General features: G+C 72.0%; 14 protein-coding genes. 7 read left to right on the plus strand and 7 right to left on the minus strand.

Annotation, left to right across the window (positions count from 1 at the left end; all coding sequences use genetic code 11):
* Positions 1-148 precede the first annotated feature (148 nt).
* Complete coding sequence (locus ACFYZJ_RS03655; RefSeq protein ID WP_388562430.1) at positions 149-838, plus strand: PhzF family phenazine biosynthesis protein; 690 nt, start codon at positions 149-151, stop codon at positions 836-838.
* A gap of 30 nt (positions 839-868) precedes the next feature.
* On the opposite strand, the gene map is transcribed toward ACFYZJ_RS03655, so the two are convergent.
* Positions 869-1,726 carry a type I methionyl aminopeptidase gene (map, locus tag ACFYZJ_RS03660; protein ID WP_388562431.1) on the minus strand — a complete coding sequence of 286 codons (858 nt, stop codon included), beginning with the start codon at positions 1,724-1,726 and terminating at the stop codon, positions 869-871.
* A 60-nt stretch (positions 1,727-1,786) separates the two neighbouring features.
* Between map and ACFYZJ_RS03665 the strand changes: the two genes are divergently transcribed.
* A complete protein-coding gene (locus ACFYZJ_RS03665; protein ID WP_388562433.1) occupies positions 1,787-2,020 on the plus strand; it encodes a hypothetical protein in 234 nt (77 codons plus the stop codon).
* A gap of 128 nt (positions 2,021-2,148) precedes the next feature.
* On the opposite strand, the gene ACFYZJ_RS03670 is transcribed toward ACFYZJ_RS03665, so the two are convergent.
* Both ACFYZJ_RS03670 and ACFYZJ_RS03675 read right to left on the minus strand, forming a co-directional pair.
* Positions 2,149-3,474, minus strand: a complete 1,326-nt coding sequence (locus tag ACFYZJ_RS03670; protein ID WP_388562435.1) for an MFS transporter — start codon at positions 3,472-3,474, stop codon at positions 2,149-2,151.
* A gap of 52 nt (positions 3,475-3,526) precedes the next feature.
* Positions 3,527-4,129, minus strand: a complete 603-nt coding sequence (locus tag ACFYZJ_RS03675) for a hypothetical protein (protein WP_388562437.1) — start codon at positions 4,127-4,129, stop codon at positions 3,527-3,529.
* 158 nt (positions 4,130-4,287) lie between these two features.
* Between ACFYZJ_RS03675 and npdG the strand changes: the two genes are divergently transcribed.
* Together npdG and ACFYZJ_RS03685 are read left to right on the plus strand one after the other, a co-directional pair.
* Positions 4,288-4,992 carry an NADPH-dependent F420 reductase gene (gene npdG, locus ACFYZJ_RS03680; protein ID WP_388562439.1) on the plus strand — a complete coding sequence of 235 codons (705 nt, stop codon included), beginning with the start codon at positions 4,288-4,290 and terminating at the stop codon, positions 4,990-4,992.
* Between the two features lie 112 nt (positions 4,993-5,104).
* On the plus strand, positions 5,105-5,299 hold the full coding sequence (locus ACFYZJ_RS03685) for a hypothetical protein (protein WP_388562441.1): 195 nt from the start codon (positions 5,105-5,107) through the stop codon (positions 5,297-5,299).
* Here the strand turns inward: ACFYZJ_RS03685 and ACFYZJ_RS03690 are convergent.
* A complete protein-coding gene (locus ACFYZJ_RS03690) occupies positions 5,289-6,089 on the minus strand; it encodes a site-2 protease family protein (protein WP_388562443.1) in 801 nt (266 codons plus the stop codon). The two genes, ACFYZJ_RS03685 and ACFYZJ_RS03690, sit on opposite strands and share 11 nt — an antisense overlap.
* 155 nt (positions 6,090-6,244) lie before the next feature.
* Here ACFYZJ_RS03690 and ACFYZJ_RS03695 point away from each other — a divergent pair, with 155 nt between their 5' ends.
* A complete protein-coding gene (locus ACFYZJ_RS03695) occupies positions 6,245-9,553 on the plus strand; it encodes a BTAD domain-containing putative transcriptional regulator (protein ID WP_388563365.1) in 3,309 nt (1,102 codons plus the stop codon).
* A gap of 25 nt (positions 9,554-9,578) precedes the next feature.
* Here the strand turns inward: ACFYZJ_RS03695 and ACFYZJ_RS03700 are convergent, their stop codons facing one another.
* From ACFYZJ_RS03700 to panB, 3 genes are all read right to left on the minus strand, one after another.
* Complete coding sequence (locus ACFYZJ_RS03700; protein ID WP_388562445.1) at positions 9,579-10,397, minus strand: ABC transporter permease; 819 nt, start codon at positions 10,395-10,397, stop codon at positions 9,579-9,581.
* Positions 10,394-11,419 (minus strand): ATP-binding cassette domain-containing protein, encoded by a 1,026-nt coding sequence (locus ACFYZJ_RS03705; RefSeq protein WP_388562447.1) that lies wholly within the window; start codon positions 11,417-11,419, stop codon positions 10,394-10,396. Before ACFYZJ_RS03705 ends, ACFYZJ_RS03700 begins: the two co-directional genes overlap by 4 nt.
* A 348-nt stretch (positions 11,420-11,767) precedes the next feature.
* Positions 11,768-12,655: a 3-methyl-2-oxobutanoate hydroxymethyltransferase gene (gene panB, locus ACFYZJ_RS03710; protein ID WP_388562449.1), complete on the minus strand. Its 888-nt coding sequence runs from the start codon at positions 12,653-12,655 to the stop codon at positions 11,768-11,770.
* A 265-nt stretch (positions 12,656-12,920) separates the two neighbouring features.
* On the opposite strand from panB, the gene ACFYZJ_RS03715 reads away from it, so the two are divergent.
* Together ACFYZJ_RS03715 and ACFYZJ_RS03720 are read left to right on the plus strand one after the other, a co-directional pair.
* The gene (locus ACFYZJ_RS03715; protein ID WP_388562452.1) at positions 12,921-14,513 is read left to right on the plus strand and encodes an MFS transporter; all 1,593 of its coding nucleotides are present in this window, start codon (positions 12,921-12,923) and stop codon (positions 14,511-14,513) included.
* Between the two features lie 91 nt (positions 14,514-14,604).
* On the plus strand, positions 14,605-15,234 hold the full coding sequence (locus ACFYZJ_RS03720) for a TetR/AcrR family transcriptional regulator (protein ID WP_388562454.1): 630 nt from the start codon (positions 14,605-14,607) through the stop codon (positions 15,232-15,234).
* The last annotated feature ends 69 nt before the right edge of the window (positions 15,235-15,303 follow it).

Raw genomic sequence — 15,303 nt, forward strand, 5'->3', positions numbered from 1 at the left:
GAGGTTTACCTGACCTATAACCGCCCTTGCCGTGATTCAGGTCTCACCGGGGTCGCGAAGGGGCGGCCGAGGCGCACGAGCGGCGCCCTCTCCGCCCGGTGCCACCGCGCGGGACACCGTCGCCACCGGGTGGTGTTTCAATGCCCCGGTGACTGACTACGACGTGCTGCGCGTCTTCTGCGGGCCGGATGGCGGCTACGGCAACGAACTCGGCGTCGTCCGGGACGGCTCGGTGATGCCCGAGCGGGACGAGCGGCAGGCGTTCGCCGCCAAACTCGGCTTCAGCGAGACGGTGTTCGTCGACGACCCCGAGCGCGGGGTCATCGACATCTACACACCCACGCTGCGGCTGCCGTTCGCCGGGCACCCCTGTGTGGGCACGGCCTGGCTGCTCGACGTACCCGAACTCGTCACCCCGGCCGGTGTGGTGGGGGCGCGCCTGGACGGCGAGTTCAGCTGGATCGAGGCCCGCCCGGAGTGGGCGCCACCGCGCACGCTGCGGCAGTACGCGACGGCGGCCGAAGTGGACGGCCTGGCGGTCCCGCCGCCGGGGGAGTGGATCTACGCGTGGGCGTGGGAGGACGAGGCGGCGGGCCGCATCCGCGCCCGGGCCTTCCCTGGCCGGATCGATGAGCGCGGCGTCAGCCGCTCCAGTGGAGCCGGTGCTTGCACCGGGGGTATCGAGGAGGACGAGGCGACGGGCGCGGCGGCGCTCCTGCTCACCGCCCGACTCGGCCGCGCGCTCAACATCCGCCAGGGCGCGGGCTCCCAGATCCTCACGGCGCCGCAGCCGGAGGGGTGGGTGGAGGTCGGGGGCAGGGTCTTCCTGGAGCGGTGAGTGCTGTGTTCCGGGGGCACCCGTGCGGTGCTACGGCAGGGTGAGGATCTCCGCCCCCGTCTCCGTGACGACCAGCGTGTGCTCGAACTGCGCCGTCCGCTTACGGTCCTTGGTGACAACCGTCCACCCGTCGTCCCACATGTCGTACTCGTACGTGCCGAGGGTGAGCATGGGCTCGATGGTGAAGGTCATGCCGGGCTGCATCACCGTGGTCGCGTGCGGGCTGTCGTAGTGCGGGATGATCAGCCCTGAGTGGAACGACGAGTTGATCCCGTGACCGGTGAAGTCCCGCACGACCCCGTACCCGAACCGCTTGGCGTAGGACTCGATGACGCGGCCGATGACGTTGATCTGACGGCCCGGCCTGACGGCCTTGATGGCACGGTTGAGGGACTCGCGGGTGCGCTCCACGAGCAGCCGCGACTCCTCGTCCACGTCGCCGACCAGGTAGGTGGCGTTGGTGTCGCCGTGGACGCCGCCGATGTACGCCGTCACGTCCAGGTTGATGATGTCGCCGTCGCGCAGGACCGTGGAGTCCGGGATGCCGTGGCAGATGACCTCGTTGATCGAGGTGCACAGCGACTTGGGGAACCCGCGGTAGCCCAGGGTCGACGGATACGCCCCGTGGTCGCACATGTACTCGTGCGCGACCCGGTCCAGCTCGTCGGTGGTGACGCCCGGGGCGATGATCTTCGCCGCCTCGGCCATCGCCCGCGCCGCGATCCGCCCGGCGACGCGCATCGCCTCGACGGTCTCGGGGGTCTGCACCTCCGGCCCGGTGTACGGGGTCGGCGCCGGTTTCCCGACGTACTCGGGGCGGCGGATGTTTCCGGGCACGGAACGGGTGGGAGACAGCTCTCCTGGTACGAGCAGCGACTGGCCAGACATGCCAGCGAGTGTATCCAGCGGCCGTGCGGGACCATGGCCGTGGTGAAAGGAGCTCCTGCGATGGCGCTGTTCAGGAAGCGGACGGTCGGCAAGCCGGGCGAGTGGTTCTACTGCCTGGTCCACCAGAAGGTCGAGGAGGGCCCGGAGTGCCCGGCGAAGGACCGTTTCGGTCCGTACGCGTCCCGCCAGGAGGCGGAACACGCGATGGAGACGGCACGGGAGCGGAACGTCGAGTGGGAGACGGACCCGCGCTGGCACGACGCTCCGCCGGCGGCGGAGCGGGGGGAGGACTGAGCCGGGCCTGACGGACCGCCGTCACCCGTGCGGGCCGCCTCCGCCGCGGCGGCGGAAATTCCCCCTCCGCCCGCCCCTGCGGGCGGGCGGAGGCCGGGGCGAGGCACAGGGGGCGAGGAAACCTGTGGTCAGCCCGCCGCCTTGCGTTGCGCCCTCAGCCGTAGCGCGTGCTCGTTCGTCCGGGCGTCGTACGTCGTCAACGCCGGCAGACACAACGCCAGCACGCCCACCGCCCCGGCGCACAGCACACCCCCCGCCCATATCGACGCCCGCACGCTCGTCCACGCCGCCATGCCGCCCGAGCGCACCTGACCCAGTTGCGGCCCGACCGAGTACGACAGCAGCTCGATACCCGCCAGCCGTCCCCGCAGCTCGTCCGGGATCGTCTGGTTCCACATCGCCCCCCGGAAGATCCCGCTGACCATGTCGAAACAGCCGCCCAGGGTGAGGAACAGCAGCACCAGCCAGATGTTGCTCGCGGCACCCGCCGCGGCGATCGCGAGCCCCCAACCGGCCGCCGCGAGCACCACCATCAGCCCGTGCCGGTGGATACGCGACGTCCACCCGCTCGTCAGCGACACCATCAGCGATCCCGCCGGAACTGTCGCGTACATCAGCCCCAGCGACCACTCCGCGTGCATCTCGTCCGCGAGGAACGGCAGCAGCGCCAGCGGCATCGCGAAGAACATCGCGGCGAGGTCGACCACGTACGTCCCCAGGAGTTCCTTACGGCTCCACGCGTACCTCGCGCCCTCTGCGATCGACCGCAGGGACGGCTTCGCGGCCTCGTGCGATGCGGGAGACGCGGCAAGCCCGAGGCCCAGCACCACCGACACCGCAAACGTCACCAGATCCGCGCCGTACGCCGCGCCGAGCCCCGCGTAGGCGACGACCACACCCGCCAGCGCCGGGCCCGCGACCCCGCCGACCGTCCAGCGCAGCGAGTTCAGCGAGGCGGCAGCCGGTAGGTGCTCGTGCGCCACGATGCGCGGCACCAGTGCGTCGAGCGCGGGGCGCTGGAGCGAGGTGAGGGCGGAGGAGAGGGCCGCGACGGCGTACAGCGGCCAGACCGCGGGCTCGGGCAGCAGGGCGTTCAGCAGGAGCGCGGCTGACAGCAGCCCCAGCCCGGCCTCCGTGGCGAGGATCAGTTTCCGCTTGTCGTACGCGTCGGCCAGCGCACCGCCGTACAGACCGAAGACGATCAGTGGTACGAGCTCCACGGCGCCGATCGCGCCCACCGCAGCCGCCGAGCCGGTGAGGTCCTTCAACTGCACCGGCAGCGCGACGAAGGTGAGGAAGGTCCCGAAGTTGGTGATCAGTCCGGCCAGCCACAGCCGCCGGAAGTCCGCCGACGCCCGCCAGGGCGCCAGGTCCGGGAGCAGTGCGCGCAACCGGGAGCCCGGTTCGGTGTCGACGGGCAGGGCCCGGGCGGAAACGGAGGCGTCGTCGGTCACGACGGGTCATGCTCGACCGGCACCGCGCCCCGGGCAACCGGTTTTCCGGCGGCTACCACCTGGCCGGCGGTGGCTCCGTCAGCTGGTCCGCCAGCCGGGACAGACGGTCCCGGAAGCGGCGCCGGCCCCTCGGAGCCGGCAGCCGGTTCTCCCCGGCCGCCGCGCTCACCAGGTGCTGCACCGTGTCCAGGTCCAGATCCGTGTCCCCGGGCACCGTCAGCGACTCGTGGGCCAGAGCCGTCAGGTCCCGGTCCCCGGTGTCCAGCGCCAGCACCGTCGCCCCGGCCCGCCGCGCGTCATGGACCCGCTCCAGCAGCCCCGCGCCCGGCGCGGCGGGCGACACCACCAGCAGGGTCTCCCCGCGCCGCGCCGCCGACAGCCGTCCCAGCCCCACCGCCAGGTGCGCCGGATCCGAGGCCCGCGCCGCGTGCCGCACCAGCGTCGGGGACAGCTCCGGAGTCCCGGACCAGGCCGCCTCGTCGACCAGGTGCGCCGCCAGGTGCCACGGCTCGTACTCCTGAGTGCCCACGAGCAGCAGCCCGCCCCCGTGCGACACCACCGACCCGCGCAGTGTCCCCGCGAACCGACGCGTGGCGACCGGCCACTCGGTCCCGGCGAGCACATCCCGCAGCAAGGCGACCCGTACGGCGTCCATGGGCAGGCATCCTGCCGCAGACGTCCCCGGGCGAGCGGGGGTTCTCCCCGAATTCCCCCGAACCGGGCACGGACCCCGGGCACCGGTCGCCACGGGTCACCGGCGGGCCCGTCTCACCTGAGCGGCGCGGTCGGCCGGGGCGCACGTAGAGTCGGCCCATGACCTCTACCGACAGTGCACCCAAGGCCCCCGCCAAGGACCCCTGGGACCTCCCCGACGTCTCCGGGTACGTCGTCGGCGTCCTCGGCGGCACCGGGCCGCAGGGCAAGGGCCTCGCCTACCGGCTCGCCCGGGCCGGCCAGAAGGTGATCATCGGCTCCCGGGCCGCCGAGCGCGCGCAGGCCGCCGCCGAGCAGCTCGGCCACGGCATCGAGGGCGCCGACAACGCCGAGACCGCGCGGCGCAGCGACATCGTGATCGTCGCCGTGCCGTGGGAGGGCCACGGCCCGCTGCTCCAGTCGCTGCGCGAGGAACTGGTGGGCAAGCTCGTCGTCGACTGCGTCAACCCGCTCGGCTTCGACAAGAAGGGCGCCTACGCGCTGAAGCCGGAGGAGGGCAGCGCCGCCGAGCAGGCCGCCGCGCTGCTGCCCGAGGCACGCGTCACCGCCGCCTTCCACCACCTGTCCGCCGTCCTCCTGGAGGACCCGGAGATCGAGCAGATCGACACGGACGTCATGGTCCTCGGTGAGGACCGGGCCGACGTGGAGATCGTGCAGGCGCTGGCCGGACGCATCCCCGGCATGCGCGGCATCTTCGCGGGCCGACTGCGCAACGCCCACCAGGTGGAGTCGCTGGTGGCGAACCTGATCTCCGTCAACCGGCGGTACAAGGCACACGCCGGTCTCCGGATCACGGACGTATGACCCGATGGGGGACACTGGTCGTCGGAGCAGTTCCGAGGAGTCGCGCGTGGTTGCGAGTACTCCGAGCAGTTCCGAGTGATCCGAGCAGTGTCCCCCGACAGGAGCGACCGACATGCCCCGCCTCGCCCTCTACGCCCTCGCCGTCTGCGTCCTCTCCGTGGCCGCGGCCGTCGTCTCCTTCGTCCAGGGCAGCTGGCTCGGCATCGTGTGGATCCTGCTCGCGGGCGTGTCGTCCAACATGACCTGGTACTACGTCAAGCGCGGCCGCGCGGAGCGGGCGGCGCGGGCGAAGTCCGTCACGGGCTGACCGAGCAGAACCCGTTGCCGCCCTGCCAGAAGCGGTACAGCTCCTGACCGCAGTACCGGTCGAACTCGCCGATGCCCAGTCCGTTCAGGATCGTGTCGATCACGTCGAAGAACGCGTTGTTGACGGACGGCACCCACAGCAGCGCGAACACGAACAGCAGGCCGAACGGCGCGAAGGGCTCCACCTGGCGCTTGACGCCGTACGGCAGCCAGGGCTCGATCACGCCGTATCCGTCCAGGCCCGGCACCGGTAGGAAGTTCAGGATCGCCGCCGTCACCTGCAGCAGTGCGAGGAAGGCGAGGGCGAACCGGAAGTCGCGGGGCACCCCGTCCAGCGCGTGCAGCCAGAACGGGGCCGTGCACACCGCCGCGAACAGCACGTTCGTCAGCGGGCCCGCCGCCGAGATCAGGCTGTGCCGCCAACGGCCCCGGATCCGGCCCCGCTCGATGAACACCGCGCCGCCCGGCAGCCCGATCCCGCCCATGATCACGAAGATCACCGGCAGCACGATGCTCAGCAGGGCGTGCGTGTACTTCAGCGGGTTCAGCGTGAGGTAGCCCTTCGCGCCGACCGAGATGTCGCCGCTGTGCAGAGCGGTGCGGGCGTGCGCGTACTCGTGCAGGCACAGGGAGACCACCCAGGCGGCCGTCACGAACAGGAACACGGCGACGCCGGGCTGTTCGGCGAACCCGCTCCAGGTGGCCCAGCCGGTGACCGCCGTCACGGCCAGAATCCCGACGAACACGGGACTGATCCTGCGGTCACTGCGCCGGGCGGCGGCGGTGGTCATGGGGCTCCCTGGTCTCGTGGATCGCGTACGCATAAGGGCGACGGCCCGACCGTACCGGGCGCACCGGGAGAACGTCTCGCTGGAGGGGGCCGGTTCCGCGTTCGCGGGCCGCGCCGCGGGAAACCCCGTGACCCGCGGTGACGATGGCAGAGAGAATGAACCCCGTGCGCTATCGCCTTCTCGGTACCACCCAGGCACTCCGCCCCGACGGCACGCCCCTGCCCGTCGGCGGGGCGCGGCTGCGTGCCCTGCTGACCGTGCTCGCGCTGCGGGCCGGCCGGGCCGTGCCGGCCGCCCTGCTCGTCGACGAGGTGTGGGACGGCGACCCGCCGGCCGACGGCACCGGCGCCCTGCAGGCACTGGTCGGGCGGCTGCGCCGGGCGCTCGGCGCGGACGCCGTGGAGTCGGTGGACGGCGGCTACCGGCTGGCCGCGGCTCCGGACGACATCGACCTGCACCGGTTCGAGCGGCTCACCGGGGAGGGGCTGCGCGCACTGGCCGACGGCGACCCCGCGAAGGCGGCGGTGGTGCTGGACGACGCCCTCGCCCTGTGGCACGGCCCCGCCCTCGCCGACCTGCCCGACCGCACCGCCGAGGCCGCCCGCTGGGAGACCCGCCGCCTCGACGCGCGCCGCGCCCGCCTCACCGCCGCGCTCGCCCTCGGCCACGGCGAGCAGCATCTGCCCGAGCTGACCGCCCTGTGCGACCTCCACCCCCTGGACGAGCCCCTGCAGGCGCTGCGCCTGCGCGCCCTGCGCGACGCGGGCCGCCCGGCTCAGGCCCTGGCCGCCTACGAGGACGTACGGCAGTTGCTCGCGGACCGGCTGGGCTCCGACCCGGGACCCGAACTGCGGTCGCTGCACGAGGAGTTGCTGCGTTCCCCCAGCGCCGCGCCCACCGCGCCCACCGCTCCCACCGCGCCCTCCACGGTCCCGTCCCCCGGGGGCACCCCCGCGGCACCCTCACCGCCCGGCAACCTCCGCGCCCGGCTCACCTCCTTCGTCGGGCGCGGCGCCGACATCGACACCCTGCGCGATGATCTCGCCCGCGCCCGGCTCGTCACCCTGCTCGGTCCCGGTGGCGCCGGAAAGACGCGGCTGTCGCAGGAGGCCGCCGAGACCGTGGCGCACGAACTGCGGGACGGCGTGTGGCTGGCCGAGCTCGCGCCCGTCGACGATCCCGAGGCCGTGCCCGAGGCCGTGCTCACCGCCGTCGGCGCGCGTGAGACCGTGCTGCGCGGCGCCGGCGCCGAGGAGCTGCGTGCCGTCGCCGACCGGCACGACGATCCCCTCGTCCGGCTCGCCGAGCACTGCGCCCGGCGCCGCATGCTGCTCATCCTCGACAACTGCGAGCACGTGGTGGACGCCGCCGCCCGCCTCGTCGCGCACCTGCTGGAACGCTGCCCCGGCCTCACGGTCCTCGCCACCAGCCGGGAACCCCTCGGCGTCCCCGGAGAGGTGCTGCGCCCGGTCGAACCGCTGCCGCAGCCCTACGCGCTGGAACTGTTCGCCGACCGCGGCGCCGCCGCCCGGCCCGGCTTCCGCGTCGAGGACGACCCCGAGGCCGCCGCCGAGATCTGCCGCCGCCTCGACGGGCTGCCCCTCGCCATCGAACTGGCCGCCGCCCGCCTCCGGGTGCTCACCCCCCGCCAGATCGCCGACCGGCTCGACGACCGCTTCCGGCTGCTGACCTCCGGCAGCCGCACCGTGCTGCCCCGCCAGCAGACCCTGCGGGCCGTCGTCGACTGGTCCTGGGACCTGCTCGACGAGGACGAACGCGCGGTGCTGCGCCGGCTGTCCGTCTTCTCCGGCGGCTGCGACCTCACCGCGGCCGAGGCCGTGTGCGGGCCCGCCGCCCTGGAGGCGCTCGGCTCGCTCGTCGACAAATCCCTCGTCGTGGCCGCCCCGTCGGGCGACGGCGAGATGCGCTACCGGCTGCTGGAGACGGTCGCCGAGTACGCGGGCGAACGGCTCGACGAGTCGGGTGAGCGCTCCGACACCGAGCGCGCGCACCTCACCCACTACCGTGAACTCGCCCGCACCACCGACCCGTTGCTGCGCTCCTCGCAGCAACGCGCGGCGATCGAACGGCTCCAGCTGGAGTACGAGAACCTGCGCACCGCCCTGCGCCACGCGGTCGCCGCCCGCGACGAGCAGGAGGCGCTGTGCCTGCTGCTCTCGCTGTGCTGGTACTGGCAGATGCGGGACCTGCGCACCGAGGCCCGCACCTGGTCGACCGCCGTCATGGCTCTCGGCCCCGATCCGTTCGCGGGGCCCCCGCGCGCGGTGCCCGACCTACCCGAGAGGCCCACCGACAACCCGCCGCCGATGCGCCCCGAGGTCCTCGACGAGGCCCGCCGCGGCGCGCATCTCGTCCATCTCGCCTGTATGGACATGGACCTCCAGGCGTGGGAGACACCCGAGGCCAAGGCGAAGCTGCGCGTCATCAGCGAGACCTACCGCCCCGGCCAGCCGCAGACCTGCCGGATGCCCGGTTTCCTGTGGTTCTTCGCCGTCCTGCTCAACGCCGACATGGAGCGGGTACGGCTGGTCCTCGACGAGACCGTACGCACCTGCCGCGACCTCGACCAGCCCTGGGAGCTGGCCCAGACCCTGCAGCTGCGTGCCAACATCCTCGCCAACCGCGCCGAATGGGCGGGCGACGCGGCCCGGGACGCCGACGAGGCACTGGAGATCTTCCGCCGCCTCGGCGACGCCTGGGGCACGGCCGAGGCGATGTCCGCGCGGGGCGAGGCCCATGAACAACGCGGCGACTACCTGCTCGCCGCCGCCGATTACGAAGCCGCGCAGCGCTACGCGGAAGAGCTCGGGGCCCGCTCCCAGATGGCCGTGCTCGGCGCCCGCCTCGGCAGCGCCCTGCTGGACGCCGGGGACGCCGAGCGCGGCGAGCGGCTGCTGCGCCAGGTGATCGAGGAACGCCACGGCGCGATGGACGCGGTACCGTTCGCCCGGATTTTCCTGACCAGCCGGCTCGGTCGGACGGACCGCGTGACCGAGGCGCGCGAGCAACTCCAGGCGGCGCGCGAGGAGTTCGGCGCCGTGGCCTTCCCGCTCTTCGCCGGAATGGTGACCGGCCTGGACGCCTGGCTGGACGCCCTCGAGGAGCGGTACGAGGAGGCGCTCGTCAAGGTGCGTACCGCGCTCGCGCGGGCCGGGGACCGGATGAGCAGGGTGATCGCGCCGCACATGGCCTCCGTGCTTCTGGTGACCGCGGCGATGGCGCTCGCCGGCGTGGACGGCGGGCGTCGTGCCGGGGACGCGGCCCGGTGTGTGGGGGCCGCCGACGGGCTGCTGCCGCCCGGCCACGTCCGGGGACCCGCGGAAATCGAGGCCCGGGCGACGGCGGAGGCGGGCGCCCGGGCCGTGCTGGGTGACTCGGCCTACGAGGCCGCGTACGCGGAGGGCGACGGCCTCACCCTGGAGGAGGCCGCCGCCCTGGTGTGACGTGGACCGGCACCGCTGCCGCCGGTCAGCTCTTGGTGGTGAACTTGCGGATGGCTATGGGGGCCGCGATCGCCGTGATCACGGCCGACCAGATCAGGGTCACGATCACGTCGTGGGCGATCGGCGTGCCGCCGTTCATCAGACCACGGGCGGCGTCGGCGAGCGTCGACAGCGGGTTGTAGTCGGTGAAGGCCTGCAGCCAGCCCGGCATGGTGGACGGCGGAGAGAAGATCGACGACCCGAACTGCAGGGGCATCAGCACGAGGAACCCCATTCCCTGGATGGCCTGGGCGTTCTTCATCACCACGCCCATGGTCAGGAAGATCCACATGATGGAGGAGCCGAAGACCATCGACAGGCCGATGGCCGCGAGCAGCCCGGGCACACTGTGGACGGACAGGCCCAGCGCGAAGCCGACGGCGAGCAGGATCGCGGTGGCGACCAGCATCCGGCCGATCTCCACCGTGACCTTGGCGATCAGAACCGAGGATCGGGCGATCGGCAGGGACCGGAAGCGGTCCATCACACCCGTCTGGAAGTCCTGGTTGAAGCCCGTGCCGACACCCATGGCGATGTTCATGCCCATCATCGCCATCAGGCCGGGGACCACGTAGTTGACGTACACGTCCTGATGGCCCTTGCCCGCGATCGCGCCGCCGAAGACGAACACGAACAGGAGGGTGAAGACGATCGGCATCAGGACGGCGTCGAACATCGACTCCGGGTCCTGCCGGATCCACAGCAGGTTGCGGCGGACCAGGGCGCCGATGTGACGCAGATGGGCCCGCAGGCCCAGACGGCCCTCGCCGTCGGCCACGGGTACGGACACGGTGACGGCACTCATGCCGCGACCTCCTCACGGGCGGGGGACGCGTCCTGCGCGATACCGGCCTTGTGGCCGGTGAGGGACAGGAACACCTCGTCCAGGCTGGGCAGTTCGGTGGAGATGTCGGCGAGCGTGATGCCGCGGGCGGTGAGCGCGCCGACCACCGCGGTCAGCTGCTCGTCGCTGAGGATGGGCACGAGGACGGTGCCGGTCCCGGTGTCCACGGTCGCGTTGCCCGGGCCGGTGAGCCCGAACTCGTCGAGCGCCGCGGCCGTCGGGCGCAGCTCCACCGGATCGGCCGGGCGGACGCGCAGGGTACGGCCGCCGACCTTGGCCTTCAGCTCGTCGATGCCGCCGCCCGCCACGACCTTGCCGCGGTCGATGACGGTCAGCTCGGAGGCCAGCTGCTCGGCCTCCTCCATGTACTGGGTGGTGAGCAGCACGGTCGCGCCCTCGGCGACCATCCGCTTGACCTCGGTCCACACCTCGTTCCGGGTGCGCGGGTCGAGGCCGGTGGTCGGCTCGTCCAGGTAGAGCACCGCCGGGTGCCCGATCATCGAGGCGGCGAGGTCCAGGCGCCGGCGCATACCGCCGGAGTACGTGGACGCCGGGCGCCGCGCGGCCTCGGTGAGCGAGAACCGCTCCAGCAGCCCGTCGGCCCGGGCGCGGGCCTCCTTGCGGGACAGGTCGAGGAGCCGGCCGATCATGTAGAGGTTCTCGAAACCGGACAGCTTCTCGTCCACGGAGGCGTACTGGCCGGTGAGGCCTATCACGCGGCGCGTCTGCCGCGGCTGCCGTACGACGTCGTAGCCGGCGACCACCGCGTGGCCGGCGTCCGGTGTGATGAGGGTGGACAGGCAGCGCACGAGGGTGGTCTTGCCGGCGCCGTTCGGCCCGAGCACGCCGAGGACGGTGCCCTCGCGCACGTCGAGGTCGACGCCGTCCAGCGCCTTGGTCTCGCCGTAGTGCTTGACCAGCCCCCGCACGGTGACGGCCGCGTCCGGTGCGGCGTCGTTCGGGTTGTCGTCGATTCGCGTCATGCCACGAAGGTGACAGCCCCCACCGACAAACCACCGACAGACCGCCTACAGCCACCGACAGTGCACATACAGCCGCCGACAGACCACCGACACCGCCGACAAATCCCCGACGACCACAGCAACCATCAATGGAGGAACCACGACGGCGATCAACCAGGTCCGCGAGCGCGGCGCCGGTTCAGGCGCAAAAGGGGTGCAGCCCGCCGACGGGGGATGATCGGCGGGCTGCTGCGCGCCCCGAGCGGGGCGCCCCGTAAGGGGTGCGGGACGGGATCACCGGGCGGCTCCGCCGCGTGCGGCCGGCCACAGACGGTACCGGGTGATCCGACTGCCGCACCCCGCAGACGGTCAGTGGACCGAGTGCTCCTCGAGCGGGAACGCCCCGCCCACCACGTCCTCGGCGAATGCCCTCGCCGCGTCGCCCATGACCTGGCGCAGGTCCGCGTACTGCTTTACGAACTTCGGCACCCGCCCCCCGGTCAGCCCGAGCATGTCGGTCCACACGAGCACCTGCGCGTCGGTGTCCGGACCGGCGCCGATGCCGACGGTCGGGATGTGCAGCACCCGGGTCACCTCGGCCGCCAGCTCGGCCGGGACCAGCTCCAGGACCACCGCGAACGCACCCGCGTCCTGCACGGCCTTGGCGTCCCGCAGCAGCTGCGCGGCCGCCTCCTCGCCGCGGCCCTGGACGCGGTACCCCATGGCGTTCACGGACTGCGGGGTCAGGCCGATGTGCGCCATGACCGGGATGCCGGACTCCACCAGCAGCTCGATCTGGCGGTGCGAGCGCTCGCCGCCCTCCAGCTTCACCGCGCCGACGCCGGCCTCCTTCACCAGCCGGGTGGCCGAGCGCAGCGCCTGCACCGGGCCCTCCTGGTACGAGCCGAAGGGCAGGTCGCCGACGATCAGGGCGCGCCTGGTGCCCCGTACGACGGCGGCGGAGAGCATGGTCATCTCGTCGAGGGTGACGGGCACGGTCGTCTCGTAGCCCAGGTGGCAGTTGCCCGCCGAGTCGCCGACGAGCATGACCGGGATACCGGCCTCGTCGAACACGGACGCGGTCATCGCGTCGTAGGCGGTGAGCATGGGCCACTTCTCGCCGCGCTCCTTGGCGGCGGTGATGTCGCGCACGGTGATACGGCGGGTGCTCTTCCCTCCGTACAGCGCCTTGCTGCTGTCGGAGGACCTGAGCGTGCCCTGAGCGTGCTGCCCCTGGGCAGCCGGAAGCTGCGTCATCGCAACGGCTCCTTCTGTCATCTCGAGGCGCCCTGACGGCGTCCCCGGACCATCCCCATGGTGGCACCTCGTGCCACGCGCGGCTAGGGCAGGGGCGGGCCTCGACTCCGGGGCGGGGACAGGCCGGCCGCCCAACCTCAGGGGCGTGGGCCACGTCCCCGGCCTTGGGCTGTTTGACACGTGACCCAGGTCTCTTCTTTAAGGAGTCCGTAAAGACTTCCGATACGAGACCGTTCCGTATCGGAAGTCGCCTAGGCTCGCTCGCATGACTACCCCTGCTGCTCCTGTCGAACGGCGGGTGCCCGAGGCCGTGTACCGGCGCCGGTGGGCCATCCTCGGCGCGCTGATGCTCAGCCTGCTGATCGTGGTGCTCGACAACTCCATCCTGAACGTCGCCATCAAGACGATCTCCACCCCGGCGCCGACCGGCCTCGGCGCCACCCAGAGCGAGCTGGAGTGGGCCATCAACGCCTACACGCTCGTCTTCGCCGGTCTGCTGTTCACCGCTGGGCTGCTGGGCGACCGCCTGGGCCGGAAGAAGACGCTGCTGGGCGGTCTCGTCGTGTTCGGCGCGGGGTCGGCGCTCGCCGCCGAGTCGGGTTCACCCGATCAGCTGATTGCGTTCCGCGCCCTGATGGCCCTCGGCGCCGCCTTCGTGATGCCGGCCACGCTCGCCGTCCTCATGAACGTCTTCGAGCGCGACGAGCAGCCCAAGGCCATCGGCATCTGGGCCGGTGGCGTCGGGCTCGCCATCGCCATAGGGCCGATCACCGGCGGGGTGCTGCTCGACCACTTCTGGTGGGGCTCCGTCTTCCTGGTCAACGTGCCGATCGTGATCCTGGCGCTCGCCCTGATGATCTGGCTGGTCCCTGAATCCCGCGACCCCAACCCGGGTCGGATCGATCCCATCGGCGTCGTGCTGTCCGTCGTCGGCCTGGTCCTGCTCGTCTACGGCATCATCAAGGGCGGCCAGCTCGCCGACTTCACCGACACCAAGGTCATCGCGACCATAAGTGCCGGTCTCGCCGTCCTCGCGTTCTTCGTCGTGTTCGAGAAGCGCAGCGACCACCCGTCCATCGACGTCACCTACTTCAAGAACAAGGTCTTCTCCTCCGCCATCGCCGCGATCTGCCTGGTCTTCTTCGCGCTGATGGGTGTGACGTTCTTCTCCGTCTTCTACATCCAGAGCGTGCGCGGCTACTCGCCGCTGCAGGCCGGTCTGCTGCTGCTGCCGCTGGCCGCCGCCCAGTTGATCTTCGCGCCGCGCGCCCGGCTGCTGGTCGACCGGTTCGGCAACCGGGCCACGACCACCGCCGGCATGCTGGTCATCGCCGCGACGCTCGCCGCGTTCGCCGCGCTGAAGGCGGACACGCCGCTGTGGATCCTCGAGGTGGTCTTCTTCCTGATGGGCACCGGTATGGCGCACATCATGACCCCGACCAGCGTCGTCATCATGCAGGCGCTGCCCCGCGAGAAGGCCGGCTCCGCGTCCGCGCTCAGCAACACCTTCCGCCAGGTCGGCGGCGCGCTCGGCATCGCGGTCCTCGGCTCGGTCCTGTCGACGTCGTACCGCGACGGCATCCAGGACAAGCTGACGTTCCTGCCGGCGGGTGTGCGCCACACCGCGGGCGAGTCCATCGAGGCGACCCTCGGCATCGCCGCCAAGCTCGGCCCGAAGGGCAAGGCGCTCGTCTCGCCGGCCAACGACGCGTTCCTGCACGCCATGCACGTCACCGCGCTGTGGGGTGCGGTCGTGGCGGTGCTCGGCGCCGTCGTGGTCGTCCTGTTCCTGCCCGGGAAGGCGCCCGGGCCGAAGGCCGGCACGGAGGAACCGGAGCTGGTCGCGGCCGACCACTGACGGTACGTCAGGACGGGCACTCGGGGAGCCGGGTGCCCGTTGCGACATACAGCGGGAACAACACCCAGCGCCAGCAAGGACGGAGTCGAACGTGAGCCTCGCCGACAGCAGGCCCCGGACCCAACAGCAGGAGTGGCCGGTGCGCGGACGCCCGCGCAGCGAGGCCGTCGAACGGGCCATCATCGAAGGCGTGATGAAGCTCATGGAGGACGGCATGTCCCTCGCGGACCTGTCCATAGAGCGCATCGCCCGCACCGCGGGCGTCGGCAAGGCCACCATCTACCGGCGGTGGAGCAACAAGGAGGACCTCTTCGTCGACGTCCTGCGCGCCGCCGACCCCGAGCAGCCCGAGCTGCCGGGCACCTCGATGCGCGACGACCTGGTCGTGCTGCTGGAGTGGCTGCGACAGCGCGCCCTCGCCAGCCGCTCCTCGGCGATCCTGCACAACGTGCAGGCGCAGATGAAGTCCAGCCCCAAGATCTGGGCCGCCTACCACGCGAACGTCATAGCACCCCGGCGCCGACTCGGCCTCGACGTCCTGCGCCGCGGACAGCAGAACGGCGAGCTGCGCACCGACGTGGACATCGAGCTGATGAACGACATGCTGGTCGGCCCGATGCTCGTACGCTCCCTGCTGCGCCCCGAGGCACCCCTTGAGGAAGGCCTGAGCGAGCGGATCGTCGACACGGCCCTGGAAGGCCTACAGCCCGTCAGATCGTAACGCCCGTGTGCCGGTTTCCCGTGCGTGTGTGCGCGTTTCGTCACAGAAGGGCCCTTCGGCGCCCCCGTT

It is taken from the genome of Streptomyces sp. NPDC001848 (assembly GCF_042891915.1).
GTDB lineage: Bacteria > Actinomycetota > Actinomycetes > Streptomycetales > Streptomycetaceae > Streptomyces.

What these genes read in the sequence shown, in the direction of transcription:
- map (WP_388562431.1), bottom strand. Translation starts at nt 1,726, where the DNA reads ATGTCTGGCCAGTCGCTGCTCGTACCAGGAGAGCTGTCTCCCACCCGT.
- ACFYZJ_RS03665 (WP_388562433.1), top strand. Translation starts at nt 1,787, where the DNA reads ATGGCGCTGTTCAGGAAGCGGACGGTCGGCAAGCCGGGCGAGTGGTTC.
- ACFYZJ_RS03675 (WP_388562437.1), bottom strand. Translation starts at nt 4,129, where the DNA reads ATGGACGCCGTACGGGTCGCCTTGCTGCGGGATGTGCTCGCCGGGACC.
- npdG (WP_388562439.1), top strand. Translation starts at nt 4,288, where the DNA reads ATGACCTCTACCGACAGTGCACCCAAGGCCCCCGCCAAGGACCCCTGG.
- ACFYZJ_RS03685 (WP_388562441.1), top strand. Translation starts at nt 5,105, where the DNA reads ATGCCCCGCCTCGCCCTCTACGCCCTCGCCGTCTGCGTCCTCTCCGTG.
- ACFYZJ_RS03690 (WP_388562443.1), bottom strand. Translation starts at nt 6,089, where the DNA reads ATGACCACCGCCGCCGCCCGGCGCAGTGACCGCAGGATCAGTCCCGTG.
- ACFYZJ_RS03695 (WP_388563365.1), top strand. Translation starts at nt 6,245, where the DNA reads ATGAACCCCGTGCGCTATCGCCTTCTCGGTACCACCCAGGCACTCCGC.
- ACFYZJ_RS03700 (WP_388562445.1), bottom strand. Translation starts at nt 10,397, where the DNA reads ATGAGTGCCGTCACCGTGTCCGTACCCGTGGCCGACGGCGAGGGCCGT.
- ACFYZJ_RS03705 (WP_388562447.1), bottom strand. Translation starts at nt 11,419, where the DNA reads ATGACGCGAATCGACGACAACCCGAACGACGCCGCACCGGACGCGGCC.
- panB (WP_388562449.1), bottom strand. Translation starts at nt 12,655, where the DNA reads ATGACGCAGCTTCCGGCTGCCCAGGGGCAGCACGCTCAGGGCACGCTC.
- ACFYZJ_RS03715 (WP_388562452.1), top strand. Translation starts at nt 12,921, where the DNA reads ATGACTACCCCTGCTGCTCCTGTCGAACGGCGGGTGCCCGAGGCCGTG.